Origin of the sequence: Streptomyces alkaliterrae, from assembly GCF_007097205.2 — a bacterium.
Lineage (GTDB): Bacteria > Actinomycetota > Actinomycetes > Streptomycetales > Streptomycetaceae > Streptomyces > Streptomyces alkaliterrae.
The window spans coordinates 1-13,460 of sequence record NZ_VJYK02000150.1 but is presented as its reverse complement, the minus strand read 5'-3'; the positions used below and the strand labels follow the sequence as shown (position 1 = coordinate 13,460).

13 protein-coding genes are annotated in these 13,460 nt (G+C 72.5%); 7 read left to right on the top strand and 6 right to left on the bottom strand.

The genetic code is table 11. The features are described 5' to 3' along the window. Positions 1 to 101 precede the first annotated feature (101 nt). The 5 genes from treZ (at position 102) to FNX44_RS15345 (ending at position 6,640) form a co-directional block, all read left to right on the top strand. Complete coding sequence (gene treZ, locus FNX44_RS15365) at positions 102 to 1,850, top strand: malto-oligosyltrehalose trehalohydrolase (protein ID WP_143648812.1); 1,749 nt, start codon at positions 102 to 104, stop codon at positions 1,848 to 1,850. 101 nt (positions 1,851 to 1,951) lie between these two features. After that, on the top strand, positions 1,952 to 3,232 hold the full coding sequence (locus FNX44_RS15360) for a DUF5919 domain-containing protein (RefSeq protein WP_143648811.1): 1,281 nt from the start codon (positions 1,952 to 1,954) through the stop codon (positions 3,230 to 3,232). A 72-nt stretch (positions 3,233 to 3,304) separates the two neighbouring features. Further along, positions 3,305 to 4,522 (top strand): macrolide family glycosyltransferase, encoded by a 1,218-nt coding sequence (locus FNX44_RS15355; RefSeq protein WP_143648810.1) that lies wholly within the window; start codon positions 3,305 to 3,307, stop codon positions 4,520 to 4,522. Positions 4,523 to 4,594: 72 nt separating this feature from the next. After that, positions 4,595 to 5,140, top strand: coding sequence for a DUF1697 domain-containing protein (locus FNX44_RS15350; protein WP_143648809.1), 546 nt, complete (start codon positions 4,595 to 4,597; stop codon positions 5,138 to 5,140). A gap of 279 nt (positions 5,141 to 5,419) precedes the next feature. Continuing rightward, complete coding sequence (locus FNX44_RS15345) at positions 5,420 to 6,640, top strand: S8 family peptidase (protein WP_143648808.1); 1,221 nt, start codon at positions 5,420 to 5,422, stop codon at positions 6,638 to 6,640. Between the two features lie 74 nt (positions 6,641 to 6,714). On the opposite strand, the gene FNX44_RS15340 is transcribed toward FNX44_RS15345, so the two are convergent. Next, entirely contained in the window at positions 6,715 to 7,701 is a 987-nt protein-coding gene (locus FNX44_RS15340) for an NAD-dependent epimerase/dehydratase family protein (RefSeq protein ID WP_143648807.1), read from the bottom strand. A gap of 154 nt (positions 7,702 to 7,855) precedes the next feature. Between FNX44_RS15340 and FNX44_RS15335 the strand changes: the two genes are divergently transcribed. Then, a complete protein-coding gene (locus tag FNX44_RS15335) occupies positions 7,856 to 8,677 on the top strand; it encodes an NAD(P)H-binding protein (RefSeq protein WP_143648806.1) in 822 nt (273 codons plus the stop codon). 7 nt (positions 8,678 to 8,684) lie between these two features. On the opposite strand, the gene FNX44_RS15330 is transcribed toward FNX44_RS15335, so the two are convergent. Continuing rightward, a complete protein-coding gene (locus FNX44_RS15330) occupies positions 8,685 to 9,131 on the bottom strand; it encodes a rhodanese-like domain-containing protein (protein WP_143648805.1) in 447 nt (148 codons plus the stop codon). A gap of 93 nt (positions 9,132 to 9,224) precedes the next feature. Here FNX44_RS15330 and FNX44_RS15325 point away from each other — a divergent pair, with 93 nt between their 5' ends. Then, a complete protein-coding gene (locus FNX44_RS15325) occupies positions 9,225 to 9,686 on the top strand; it encodes an Lrp/AsnC family transcriptional regulator (RefSeq protein WP_143648804.1) in 462 nt (153 codons plus the stop codon). 19 nt (positions 9,687 to 9,705) lie between these two features. Here FNX44_RS15325 and FNX44_RS15320 read toward each other — a convergent pair whose 3' ends face one another. Genes FNX44_RS15320 through FNX44_RS15305 form a run of 4 tightly spaced genes read right to left on the bottom strand, consistent with a single transcriptional unit; the run spans position 9,706 to position 13,409 of the window. Then, on the bottom strand, positions 9,706 to 10,482 hold the full coding sequence (locus tag FNX44_RS15320) for a sirohydrochlorin chelatase (RefSeq protein ID WP_143648803.1): 777 nt from the start codon (positions 10,480 to 10,482) through the stop codon (positions 9,706 to 9,708). Positions 10,483 to 10,532: 50 nt separating this feature from the next. Further along, complete coding sequence (locus tag FNX44_RS15315; RefSeq protein ID WP_143648802.1) at positions 10,533 to 11,471, bottom strand: ABC transporter permease; 939 nt, start codon at positions 11,469 to 11,471, stop codon at positions 10,533 to 10,535. Beyond that, on the bottom strand, positions 11,458 to 12,252 hold the full coding sequence (locus FNX44_RS15310; protein ID WP_153507323.1) for an ABC transporter ATP-binding protein: 795 nt from the start codon (positions 12,250 to 12,252) through the stop codon (positions 11,458 to 11,460). Before FNX44_RS15310 ends, FNX44_RS15315 begins: the two co-directional genes overlap by 14 nt. A 38-nt stretch (positions 12,253 to 12,290) precedes the next feature. Continuing rightward, positions 12,291 to 13,409: an ABC transporter substrate-binding protein gene (locus FNX44_RS15305; protein WP_143648800.1), complete on the bottom strand. Its 1,119-nt coding sequence runs from the start codon at positions 13,407 to 13,409 to the stop codon at positions 12,291 to 12,293. Positions 13,410 to 13,460 lie beyond the last annotated feature (51 nt).

Sequence of the window (13,460 nt, the reverse complement as noted above, 5' to 3'; positions counted from 1 at the left end):
CCCCACACCCCGCCGCCCGGCACCCCGCCAGGAGTGCCGGGCGGCGGCGCGCCGGAGGGCGCCTACTGGCACAGCGGCCACCGGCGTCGGACGATGGGCGCATGCTGTTCGAGGTGTGGGCGCCGAACGCCGGAAACGTCGAGCTCCGGCTCGACGGCCGTACCCGACCGATGGAACCCGACCCGGCGGGCAGCGGCTGGTGGCGGCTCACGGCCGCCGCCACGGCGGGCGCCCGCTACGGCTTCGCCCTGGACGACGGCCCGGTTCTGCCCGATCCGCGGTCGCGCCGGCAGCCGGACGGCCCGGAGGGCCCGAGCGCGGTCGTCGACCACACCGCCCACCGCTGGCACCATCCGTGGCCCGGACGCGATCTGACCGGAGCGGTCCTCTACGAACTGCACGTGGGCACGTTCACCGAGGAGGGCACGTTCGCCGCCGCCGCCGGACGACTGGGCCATCTGGCGGACCTGGGCGTCAGCCATGTGCAGCTGATGCCGGTCTGCCCCTTCCCCGGGACCCACGGCTGGGGGTACGACGGCGTGGCACCGTGGGCGGTGCACGAGCCCTACGGCGGCCCGGACGGGCTGAAGGAGTTCGTCGACGCCGCCCACGGGCACGGGCTGGGCGTGGTGCTCGACGTCGTCCACAACCATCTGGGCCCCTCGGGCAACCGACTCCCCGAGTTCGGGCCCTACTTCACCGACCGTTACCACACCCCCTGGGGATCGGCGGTCAACCTCGACGGGCCCGGGTCGGACGAGGTCCGCGACTACTTCGTCGGCAGCGCGCTGGCCTTCCTGCGCGACTACCGGCTGGACGGCCTCAGGCTGGACGCGGTGCACGCGCTCGCCGACAGCCGCGCGGAACACTTCCTGTTCCAACTGTCGAGCGCCGTTGCCGAGTTGTCGGCGGAGCTGGGGCGCCCGCTCTTCCTGATCGCCGAGTCCGACCGGAACGACCCGCTCACCTGCACCCCGCGCGAGCTCAACGGCCTGGGACTGGACGCCCAGTGGAACGACGACTTCCACCACGCCCTGCACGTCGCCCTCACCGGGGAGTCCCACGGCTACTACGCGGACTTCGCCCGCGCCCCGCTCGCCACTCTCGCCCGCACCCTCACCGACGGCTTCTTCCACGCCGGCACCTACTCCGCCTTCCGGGGCCGCCGCCACGGCCGCCCGCTGGACCGCCCGGCCACCCCGGCGGGCCGGCTGCTGGGCTACGCGCAGACCCACGACCAGGTCGGCAACCGGGCGACCGGAGACAGGCTGACCCCAGCGCTGGACCTCGGACTCGCCGCGTGCGCGGCCGCCCTGGTGCTGTGCGGGCCGTTCACCCCGATGCTGTTCATGGGGGAGGAGTGGGGGGCGACCACGCCGTGGCAGTACTTCACCGACCACCCCGACCCCGAGCTCGCCGAGGCCGTACGGGTGGGCCGCAGAAGGGAGTTCGCCGCCCACGGCTGGTCGGCGGACGCCGTGCCCGACCCGCAGGATCCGGCCACCCGCGCACGCTCGGTACTGGACTGGAGCGAGGCGACCCGCGCCCCGCACGCCGAACTGCTGGACTGGTACCGCACCCTGCTCGCCGTCCGCCGCACCCACCTGGCCCCCGGACTCCCGCTGGCCGCCACCCGCGTCGACCACGACGAGGAGGCCCGCACGCTCACCGTCCGCCACGGCGTGCTGGCGGTCTCGGTGAACCTCGGGGAGCGGATCGCCTCACCCGCCGTGCCGCCGGGCGCGCTGCCGCTGGCCGCCAGTGCGGGCGCCGAGGCGATGACGCTGCCGCCGCGTTCGGCCGCCGTGTTCCTGCTGCCTCCCGACGAGGCGCGGAAGCACGGCAGTTGATGCGGGATACTGCTGTGACGTTCCACGAGCCGCAGTAGGCTTCCCCGGTCCGGCAAGATCGGGATCGGTGACCGGTGGGGGCGGCGGAAGGCGGTGTGCAGGTGAGTTCGGGAGGGCTTGAGCTCCCCCCTGGTGAGAACGGTGTTCCCGAGGACGCCGGTGCGAGCGGTCAGGCCGGTGCCGCCGATCCGCTGCCCGGGGCCGTGTCACTGGCCCGTCCCATGGAGATCGGCGTGGAGCTGGACTGGGACGCGCACGCCTGGGCGGAGGTGCGCACCAGGGCGCAGCGCGCCGGACGGGCCTACGTCTGGCTCAATCTCGTCGAGCAGCGGCTGCGCGCGGTGGTGGCGGGCGTGCTGCGCCCGATCTACGAGCCGGTGCACGGCGACGAGTGGGTGATCGCCGCCGCCGGACCGGCCGGCCAGGAGTGGGTGCAGCGGGCCGTCGCGGTACGCGAGGTGAGTCGTCGCAAGGGTTACGTGCTCGACCCGGCCGACGACAACCTGCTCTCCTTCCTGACGATGCCGCAGCTGCGCGAACTGATCGTCCAGCACTGGCCCTGCTACGAGCCGTACTTCGCGCAGCGCCGGGAGCTGGAACTGGCGCTGGACGAACTGGAGGTGGCGCGCAGCGCCGTTTCCCGCAACCGGGCGCTGCCACCGCCGGTGCTCGCCCAGGCCGAACGCACCTCGGCGCGGCTCCTCGAACTGATGGGCGCGGGCGGCGAGGTGCCCTCCGCCGGTCGGCTGCCCGTCGACGCCGTGGAGGAGCTGGTCGGCGACCGTTTCGCCGACGTGGTCGGTGTCCACCGGGACCGGGTCCGGCTGCAGCGGCAGTTGCCGGCGGAGGACCTGTTCGGCGGCGCCCGCCGCATCGACGCGATGGGCATAGGTCTCAACCTGCTGGTGCAGAACTACTCGGGGCGCCGGCTGGTGCGGCTGGCCGAGGACGGCTGCCGGATGCGGCTGCTGTTCCTCAACCCCGCCTCCAGCGCCGTCCGCCGCCGCGAACGCGAACTCGGCCTGAAGCGAGGCGAGATGAGCCGCGCCGTGGAGATGAACATCCTGCACATGCGCCGGGTGCGGGCCCGGGTGCGGGACACCAGCGCGGTGGAGATCCAGGTCTTCGACGAGACGCCGCGCTTCACCGCGTACCTGGTGGACGGGGACGGGCCGGACGGGCTTGGTGTCGTGCAGTCCTATCTGCGCCGGGCCCGTGGCATGGAGGCGCCGGTGCTGGTGCTGCGCGGTGGCGCCCGGCGGCTGCGGCAGGCACCCGAGGGCTCCGCCGAACGGCGGCCCCCGGAGGAGGACGGCGGCCTCTTCGACACCTACCGGGAGGAGTTCGAGTCCGCCTGGCAGGACGCGCGGCCTGTCTCGTGAGGTGAGTCCCAACAACTGTGTTCACAAGCGGAGTTGATGCCGCCGGTCGGTGGGCTGTTGGATGGTGAGGCCATGAGTACACCATCCCCCACCCCCACCGGTGCGCACATCGCGATGTTCAGCATCGCCGCTCCCGGACACGTCAACCCGAGTCTCGACGTCATCCGCGAGCTCGTCGACCGCGGCCACCGGGTGAGCTACGCGATTCCGGCCGAGTTCGCCGACAAGGTCGCCGAGGCGGGCGCGGAGCCGAGGATCTACGAGTCCGCCATCACCACCAAGGTCGATCCGTCCTTCTGGGGCACCGAGCTGATCGACGCCCTGGAGATCTTCCTCGAAGACTCCGTCCGGGCCCTGCCGCAGCTCGCGGAGGCCTTCGCCGGAGACGAGCCGGACCTCGTCCTGTACGACATCGCCGCCTACCCGGCGCGGGTGCTCGCGCACACCTGGGGTGTGCCCGCCGTCCAGCTGTCCCCGAGCATGGTGGCCTGGGAGGGCTACGAGGCCGAGGTGGGCGAACCGGCGACGCGTGACATGCGACAGACCGAGCGCGGCATCGCCTACTACCGGCGGTTCCGCGACTGGCTGACCGAACACGGCCTGCCGGATCCGGACCCGGACCGCTTCGCCGGCCGGCCGGCCCGCTGCGTCGCGCTGATCAGCGAGGTCATGCAGCCGAACGCGGACCGGGTCAACCGGGACGTGTACACCTTCACCGGCCCGTGTCTCTCCGGGCGTGCCGAACAGGAGGAGTGGCGGCGCCCGACGGACGCGCGGAACGTCATGCTCGTCTCCCTCGGATCCGCCTTCACCAAGGCTCCGGACTTCTACCGCTCCTGCGTGGCGGCGTTCGGCGGGTTGCCCGGTTGGCATGTGGTGCTCCAGATCGGCCGCCACGTCACCGAGGAGGAGCTGGGGCCGATTCCGGCCAACTTCGAGGTCCACTCCTGGGTCCCGCAGTTGGCGATCCTGCGTGAGGCGGACCTGTTTGTCACCCATGCCGGTATGGGCGGCAGCCAGGAGGGCCTGGTCTGCCGGGTGCCGATGATCGCCGTACCGCAGGCGGTCGACCAGTACGGCAACGCCGAGATGCTGGAGTCGCTGGGCGTGGCGCGCAGACTGGAGACCGAGGCGGCAACGCCGCAGGCGCTGCGGGAGGCGTTCGAGCAGCTGACCGGAGACCAGGAGATGCCCGCGCGCTGGGCCGCTGTCGCGGAACGCACCCGCGCCGAGGGCGGCACCACCTCCGCCGCCGACCTCATCGAGGCCGAACTACCGGTCCGCCCCTGACTCCACGACGTCACGCGGGCCGGTGCCGCACGGCGCCGGCCCGTTGTCGGCGGCAGGACCTAGTCTGCGGCGATGACCACAACCACCGTGTACGCGGCCCTGCTCAGAGGCATCAACGTCGGCGGCCGTCGGAAGGTCCCGATGGCCGACCTGCGGGAGGTCGCGACCGGCCTGGGCTGGCGCGATGTGCGCACCCATCTGGCCAGCGGCAACCTCGTCTTCACCACGGAGACCACCCCGCCGGCGGAGCTCGCCGCTGCGTTGGAGGCGGCGCTGGCCGCTCGCTTCGGCTTCCCTGTCCGCTGCCTGGTGAGGACGGGCGCGGAGTTGGCGGCCACGGTACGGGCCCGCCCCTACCCCGTGGCCGACGAACAGCCCACGCGGGTGCTGGTGTACTTCCTCGACGCGCCGCCCGACGGTGAACGCCTGGCCGCTCTGGACGCGTCGGGGTTCGCACCCGAGGAGTTCCGCGTCCTCGGACGCGAGATCCACGCGTGGTATCCGGACGGACAGGGACGAAGCCGACTCGCCGACGCGCTCGGCCGGGCGCTGGACAACCGCGTCCACACCAGTCGGAACTGGCGGACCGTCACCACTCTCGCCGAGTGGACCGCCTAGACCAAAACGTGACCAGTTCGTGACCGCTCGGGGGCTCCCGGGCTGGACACGCCCGTGGTGACCGATTTCAAACTCCTTATCGTTCTATGGAGTTACGCAATGAAGTTGCGTATGTCACACCGCCTCGCAGTGCTTGAGCGAGCGCGGCCACCTCCGTCATGGTGGCGAGCCATCCGAGTCCGGACCGGAGTGCACCCGGTCCTCGACCAAGGCTCGGTCGCTGCCGCCCCACGTGGCAGCCCGCCCCCCACATCACGGAAACGAGGAGGATCCCTCGTCATGGCGAACCACCAGCGCAGGAAGCGCAACAAGCGCAGTCGCCTCACCCTGGCCACAACCGCCGCCATCGCGGTGGCGGCAGGCGGAACCCTGCTGGCCCTGCCGGCCGGTGCCTCTCCCGCCGAGGGCACCGTCCACGGTGCCGGCGCCAAGGGCGCGATCGACGGCAGCTACATCGTCATGCTCAAGGACGGCCGGGTGAACAGCGCCGACTCCGGCGAGAAGCTGGCCGACAAGTACGGCGGCGAGGTCGGTATGACCTACGAGTCCGCCGTCAACGGCTTCTCCGCCAAGGGGCTCAGCGAAACCGAGGCCCGTCGCCTCGCCGCCGACCCGGCAGTGGAGAAGGTCGTGCAGAACAAGCGCTTCTCCATCAGCGAGACCCAGCAGAACCCGCCGTCCTGGGGCCTGGACCGCATCGACCAGGCGGAGACCGAGGGCGACAACGCCTACACCTACCCCGACCACGGCGGTGAGGGCGTCACCGCCTACGTCATCGACACCGGTGTGAACATCGACCACAAGGACTTCGAGGGCCGCGCGGAGCACGGCTTCGACGCCATCGACGGCGACGACAGCGCCGACGACGGCAACGGCCACGGCACCCACGTCGCCGGCACCATAGCCGGCGCCGCGCACGGCGTCGCCAAGAAGGCGAAGATCGTTGCCGTCCGGGTGCTGGACGACAACGGCTCGGGCACCACCGAGGGCGTCGTCGCCGGCATCGACTGGGTGACGGAGAACGCCGAGGGCCCGTCGGTGGCGAACATGTCGCTCGGCGGCGGCGCGGACGAGGCGCTGGACGCCGCCGTCCGCAAGTCCATCGAGGCGGGCATCACCTACGGGGTCGCCGCGGGCAACGAGTCCAGCGACGCCTCCAAGGTCTCGCCGGCCCGGGTGGAGGAGGCCATCACGGTCGCCTCCAGCACCGACGCCGACGAGCAGTCGGACTTCTCCAACCACGGCGCGATCGTGGACCTCTACGCGCCGGGCTCCGACATCACCGCTCCCTGGATCGGTGGCGACGACGCGGTGCGCACGATCTCCGGCACCTCGATGGCGACCCCGCACGTCGTCGGTGCCGCCGCGCTGCACCTGGCGGACAACCCGGACGCCAGCCCGGCCGACGTGGCCACCGCGCTGACCGAGGGCGCCACGCCGGACGCCATCAGCAACCCCAGCGAGGGCACGCCCAACCTGCTGCTGCGCGTCGGTGAGTGACACCGTGTGAGCGGTTGAGCCGGTCGCCCGTCGTCCCCGAGGGACGGCGGGCGACCGCGCGCCGCGGTCGTTGATCAGGGGCGGAAGCGCCGCAGCGCCGCCTGCTCCGCCTCCGCCGACATCCCCACCGGCGGCCGGGTGGCCGCCGTGGTCGGCCGCTCCCGCCGCAGCCACTCCCAGGTGTCGGCGACGGTCTCCTCGACGGGCCGGCAGCGCAGCCCGGCGGCCACGGCCTTGGAGACGTCCGCCCGGTGCAGCGAGTCGTGCGTCTCTCCGGGCGGCAGGTAGATCGGCAGCTCCCGCCACGGCTCGAGCCCCGACACGCCGACCTCCTCTGGCGTCAACCACTCCAGTCGGGCGTCGGCCCCGGTGACCTCCCTGCACGCGGCCAACAACCCGCCCATGGTGGTGTGGCCGGAGGGGGAGACCACGTTGTACGGGCCGCCCGCAGCGGCGGCCAGTCGGTCGAGTGTCCAGGCGGCCAGATCGCGGACGTCGACGTACTGGAGGGGCAGGTCGGGTGGGCCGGGGGCGAGAATCCGGCCGCCCCGTGCGACGCGCCGCAGCCACCACGGCAGCCGCCCGGCGTTCTCGTACCTGCCGAGCACCAGCCCGGCGCGCACCAGCAGCGCGCCGTCCCCGAAGACCTCCACGGCGGCCAGTTCTCCGCCGCGCTTGTTGTGGGCGTAGTCGCCCTCCTCGCCCTCCGGGGCGGCGTCGACGACGGGTGCGCTCTCGTCGGCGCCCGGCGGTTGCGGCAGCGGATGCACCGAGCGGCTGGAGACGTAGCCGAAGTGGCGCACCCGGCCCGCCAGCAGCCGTGCCGACTCGCGCACCACCCGGGGCGCACCGATCCAGGTGTCCACCACCGCGTCCCACTCGCCGACCGCCAGCGCGGCCAGGCCGTCCGGCCGGGTGCGGTCGCCGAACAGAGCCGAGGCGCCTTCGGGGCAGGAGCGGTTGCCCCGGCTGAAGACCGTGACCCGCCAGCCCCGCGCCACCGCCTCCTCGGCGATGACACGTCCCACGAAGTCCGTACCGCCCAGCAGCAGAAGTCGCATGCTCCCACTCTCCCCGCGTCCGGGAGCTAGGAACGGTCCGGCACGCCCAGCGCGTGATCGCCGACGGCGAAACCCGGGCTGCGGACAGAAGCTGTCCGGAACACCCCCTACCGTTCGAGGTGTTGGGGAAGCCACCGTCTGCCCAGGGAGAGACATGACCTATCTCGTCACCGGAGCCACCGGAACCGTCGGCCGCCACCTGGTGGACCAACTGCTGGCTGCCGGACACCAGGTACGGGCGCTCACCCGCGACCCGGCGCGGGCGGACCTGCCCGACAAGGTCGAGGTGGTCGCCGGCGACCTGGGCGACCCGGAGACGGTCGCCCCCGCCCTCGTCGGCGTCACCGGAGTGCACCTGATCACCTTCGGCGACAACGCCTACACGCCGCTGACGACCGGCCCGGACCTCGTCGCCCTGGCCGCCGCCGCGGGAGTACGCCGCGTCACCGTGCTCCAGAGCGGCTACCCGGGACCGGTCGAGGAGGCGCTGGCCGCGAGCGACCTGCACTGGACCCGCCTGCAGCCCGTCGAGTTCATGGCAAACATCCGGGACTGGACGGAGAGCGTACGGGCCGAGGGTGTCGTCCGCGAACCCTTCGCCCACACCCGGAGCGCCCTGGTCCACGAGGCAGACATCGCCGCCGTGGCGGCGGTCGCCCTCACCGAGGACGGCCACGCCGGACGTACCCTCACCATCACCGGACCCGAGGCGCTGACCCGCCCGGAGAAGGTGCGCCTGCTCGCCGAGGCGGTCGGCCGGCCGATCGAGTACATCGAGCTGAGCGAGGCCGTGGCCCGCCGCCGCTGGGCCGAGGAGGGACACTCGCAGGAGACGATCGAGTTCTTCGTCGAGGTGCACGGCAACGCACCGGAGATCTCCTACACCGTGCTGCCGACGGTCGAGGAGCTGACCGGCCGCCCGCCCCGCACATTCGCCCAGTGGGCCCGCGAACACGCGCACCTGTTCCGCGACTGACGGTCGATCAGCAGCCGCACTGGTCGGCGGCCGGCCCGGTCAGCGGATCGACCGGCTGCCGCACGGTGCCGCTGTCGGTCGCGACCGGCAGCCCCTCCCGTATCCAGTACTCGACGCCGCCGAGCATCTCCCGCACCCGGTAGCCGAGTCGGGCGAACTCCAGGGCGGCTCTCGTCGCGCCGTTGCAGCCCGGGCCCCAGCAGTAGGTGACCACCGGGCGGTCGAGCGGCACAAGAGCGGAGGCACGCGCGGTGATCTCCGCGGTGGGCAGGTGCAGCGCACCCGGGATGCGGCCCTGCCGCCACGCCTGCGCCGAGCGGGAGTCGACCAGTGCGAAGCCCGGATCGTCGTCGCCGGACAGCGCGGTGTGCACGTCGGCCACGTCGGTCTGGAAGGCGAGTCGGGCGGCGAAGAAGTCGGCGGCCGTGAGGCCACCGTGGGCTGTGGTTGTCATGATCGGCAGACTACGAGTGCCGCGCCCGGAGGGGCAGGTCTCTTCCCCGGCGCACCATGCCATGTACCGGGGAAACCCTGGCATCATGGCGCCATGACCGCCGAATCCCTGGACGACACCGACCTCCGGCTGCTCGCCGCGCTTCAGCGCGACGGTCGCGCCTCCTACGCCGAGTTGGCCCGGGCCGTCGCCATGTCGCCGAGCGCGGTCACCGAACGTGTGCGCCGCCTGGAGGAGCGCGGCGTGATCACCGGCTACGCGGCGGTGGTGGAGCCGGAGAAGCTGGGGCTCGCCGTGCTCGCCTTCGTCCGACTGCGCCATCCGACATCCAACTACAAGCCGCTGCACCACCTGCTGGACGTGACCCCGGAGATTCTGGAGGCCCACCACGTCACCGGCGAGGACTGCTTCGTCCTGAAGGTGGCCACCCGATCCATGCGCCACCTGGAGGAGGTGACCGGCCGGATGGCGACCCTCGGCCACGTCACGACCAGCGTCGTCTACTCCAGCCCGCTGCCCCGCCGCGTGATCGGCGGCCGCTCGGACAGGAGCTGAGCCCGCCGCCGGCCGCCGCTCAGGCGGAGAGAGCGGTGAGGACCGGGCGTTCTGCGGCGAGGGTGGCCGCGGTGTAGCGGTGGAGGAGGAGGCGGGCCAGTTCCGGGGCGTCGCCGAGTACCGGGGCGAGGATGTCGGCGCCGGCCTCGGCGGCGCCGGCCGCGATGCGGTCCGGCAGCCGGCCCGGCGCGATGACGTAGGGCGCCACCGCCACCCGGCCGACACCCTCCGCGCGCAGCGCGCGGACGGCGTCGGCCGGGTGGGGCGGCGACGCGGAGGCGAACGCAGGCCGCACGGCGCACCAACCGGTGGTACGCCGCCACTCCCGCGCGATTTCAGCGATCACTGCGATCGCCTCCGGGTCCGTGGAGCCCGCCGAGGCCAGTACGACCCCGGTCGAGCCGATCTCGCCGGGCGCCACCCCGGCCTGTGCCAGCCGCCGGTCGAGCGCCGCCGTGAGCAGGCGGTCCGGGCCGAGTACGTCGGCCTGGCGGACCGACAGGCGGGGCAGCCGTGCCCCGGCCTCCCGCAGCACGGCGGGGATGTCGGCTTTGGCATGGAAGGCCCTGGTCAGGAGCAGCGGTACCGCGGTGACCTCGCGCACGCCCTCGGCGTGGAGACGTTCCAGGACCTGCGGCACGCTGGGCGCGTTGAAGTCCAGGTAGCCGACGGCGACCCGCAGCCCGGGCCGCAGCGCGCGCACCCGCGCGCACAGCGCGGTGACCGTCGCCGCGTGGCGGGGGTCCCGGCTGCCGTGGGCGACGACAAGCAGCGCCGGGCTGTCCTGGTGGCGCATGGCGGTGGTTCCGTTCGTTGCGTCCGGCGGGGCGGGCGGTCAGGGGCGGGTCAGCGGTTGACGAGCAGGCCTCGGCTGCGCAGCACCCGTCGTTCAAGGGGCGCGAACACCAGCAGGTCGATGGCGATGCCCACCACGAGGATCAGCAGGATGGCGCTGAGCACCATGGACATGTCCTGGTAGGTGCGTCCGTTCTCCAGCAACTGGCCGAGTCCCGCGCCCAGGTCGGGGGAGTGGGCGATGATCTCTGCGGCCATCAGCGACCGCCAGGAGAACGCCCAGCCCTGCTTGAGTCCGGCGAGGTAGCCGGGCAGCGCCGCCGGCAGCAGCACGTGCCGCACTCCCGCGAAGCCCGTCGCGCCGATGACCCGACCGGCCCGCAGGTACAGCGGCGGCACCTGGTCGATGCCGGAGACCAGCCCGTTGGCGATCGAGGGCACCGCGCCCAGCAGCACCACGGCGTAGATCATCGAGTCGGTCAGCCCGAACCAGATGATCGCGGCCGGCACCCAGGCCACCGACGGCAGCGACTGGAGGCCGGTGAGGATCGGTCCGATCGCGGCACGCACGAACCGCACCTTGGCCACCAGCAGCCCCAGCGGGGTGCCGATCGCGATGGCCACCACAAAGCCCAGCAGACCGCGCGAGACGGATGTCCACACGAAGTCCAGCAGGGTGCCCTTCAGCCACAGGTCGCGGATGGCGTCGCCGACCTGGAGCGGGCTGGGCAGCTGGTAGTCCTCCTTGAGGTTCAGCGAGTACGCCAGCTGCCACAGCACGATGACCAGCGCGACGGCCACCAGCGGCGGTACCGCCTTGCCGAGCAGGACCCGGCCGAGCGGGGTGCGGGTGGCGGTCGGGCTCTCCAACGCGTCGAGGCCGGCCTCCAGACCTGCCAGGTCGTTGCCGGAGCGCTGCTCGGGAGAGTCCTCGGAGGACGTCTCGTCCCGTCCCGCGCCGGACGGCTTTGTCGTCTCAGTGCTGGCCATGGCGGCGGATCTCTCCCCGTAGTTGCTCGGTGATCTCGATGGACAGGTTCGCCACCGCGGCGTCCTCGATGCGGCGCGGCTGCGGGATGTCCACCCGCCATTCGCGGGCGACGCGCCCCGGGCGGGAGGACAGCAGCACGACCCGCTGCGCGAGCCGCACCGCCTCCCGCACGTTGTGCGTCACGAACAGGACCGAGACCTTCGTCTCGCTCCACACCCGGGTCAGTTCCTCGTGCAGCACGTCACGGGTGATGGCGTCCAGCGCGGCGAACGGCTCGTCCATCAGCAGCAGCCGGCTGTCCTGGGCGAGTGCCCGGGCGAGGGCGACGCGCTGCCGCATACCGCCGGACAGCTCGTGCACCCGCTTGCCGTGGGCGCCGCCGAGCCGGACGAGCTCCAGCAGCCGCTCGGCCTCCTGGCGTCGCTCCGACTTCGGCAACCCGCGCATCTTCAGGGCGAGTTCGATGTTGCGGCCGGCGGTCAGCCACGGGAACAGGGCGTGCTCCTGGAACATCAGCGCGGCCCGTCCGCCCGGCACGTCGATGGTGCCGGACGTCGGCTTGTCCAGCCCGGCCACGAGGTTGAGCAGGGTGGACTTGCCGCAACCGGAGGCACCGAGCAGGGTGACGAACTCACCGGGTGCGACATCCACGCTGATGTCGTCGAGTACCAGCTGTTGCCGGCCCGCCCGGCCGAAGGACTTCGAGACGTGGCTGATGCGCGCGGCGTATCCGGCCTCGACCTGCTCGTCGGCCGGTGTCGAAAGGAGAGTCGTGGACATCGGGGTCACCTCCTGGGGCTTGTGGCTGCGGTCGGTTCTCAACTGACGCCCAGGCCGGCGTCGTCCACCGGGGGCAGACCCTCGGCCTTCCGGACCCGGTCGAGGATGCGCAGGTCGTAGATTCCGTTGAGGTCGGACTTGTCCAACAGGCCTGCCTCGCGGGCGTGTTCGGCCTGCTCGCGCAGGGTCGAGGCGAGCGGGTCGTCGGTGACCTCGATGGCCTCGAACGCCGGGCGCAGCACCTCGTCGGGCAGCGGCCGGCCGCCGTGGCGTTCCAGCGCGGCGTTGACCTGGCCGCGCGCCTGCTCGGGGTTGTCGTTGATCCAGGCGTTCGTGCGGAGCGCGCCCCGGACAACCGCCTCGACGACGTCCGGGTGCTCCTTGAGGAACCGCTGGGAGGCGACCAGGTGGGTGGTGACGAACTTGCCGTCGTCCCACAGGTCGCGCTCGTCGACGAGTACCTTCCCGCCCCTGCTGACCACGGCGGACGCGGTCGGTTCGGGCACCCAGGCGCCGTCGATGCCGCCCTGCTGGAAGGTGGTGGGGATCTCCTTGTTGTCCTGGCGGACGACAAGGACGTCGCCGCGGCCGCTGTCGGGGTCGACCTTGTGGCCGCGTTCGGCGAGGAAGTTGAGCAGGGCCACGTCCTGGGTGTTGCCGTGCTGCGGGGTGGCGATCCGCTTGCCCTTGAGGTCGGCGACCGACTTCACCCGGTCGGGGTCGACCACCAGGGAAGCGCCGCCGGAGGTGGCGCCGGCCACGATCCGCAGGTTGCGGCCGCCCGCCTTCACATAGCCGTTGACGGCCGGGGACGGACCGATCCAGGTGAGGTCGACCGACCCGGCGTTCAGCGCCTCGATCGCCGAGGGCCCGGCGTTGAACAGGTACGGCTTGACCTGCGTGCCGCCGAGTTCCTTCTGGATCCGGCCGCCGGCGCCCAGGCCCACCAGCGCGGTGGCGTGGGTGACGTTGGCGAAGAAGCCGATGCGCACCTCGTCCAGTCCGCCGGTCTTGGGCCCGCTGGCCCGGGGCGTGGTGTCCTGGACCGCCTGCGAGCCGTAGCCGCAGCCGGCCAGCAGCAGCGAGACCGCCGTCGCCAGTGCGACAAGCGGTCCCGCCGCACGGCGGGCGCGGAAGCGGGTACGGGTGACGGGCATCGGAGGGTCCTCTCGGAGGGTCGGCTACGGCTCGCAGGCGGTCCAGGACAC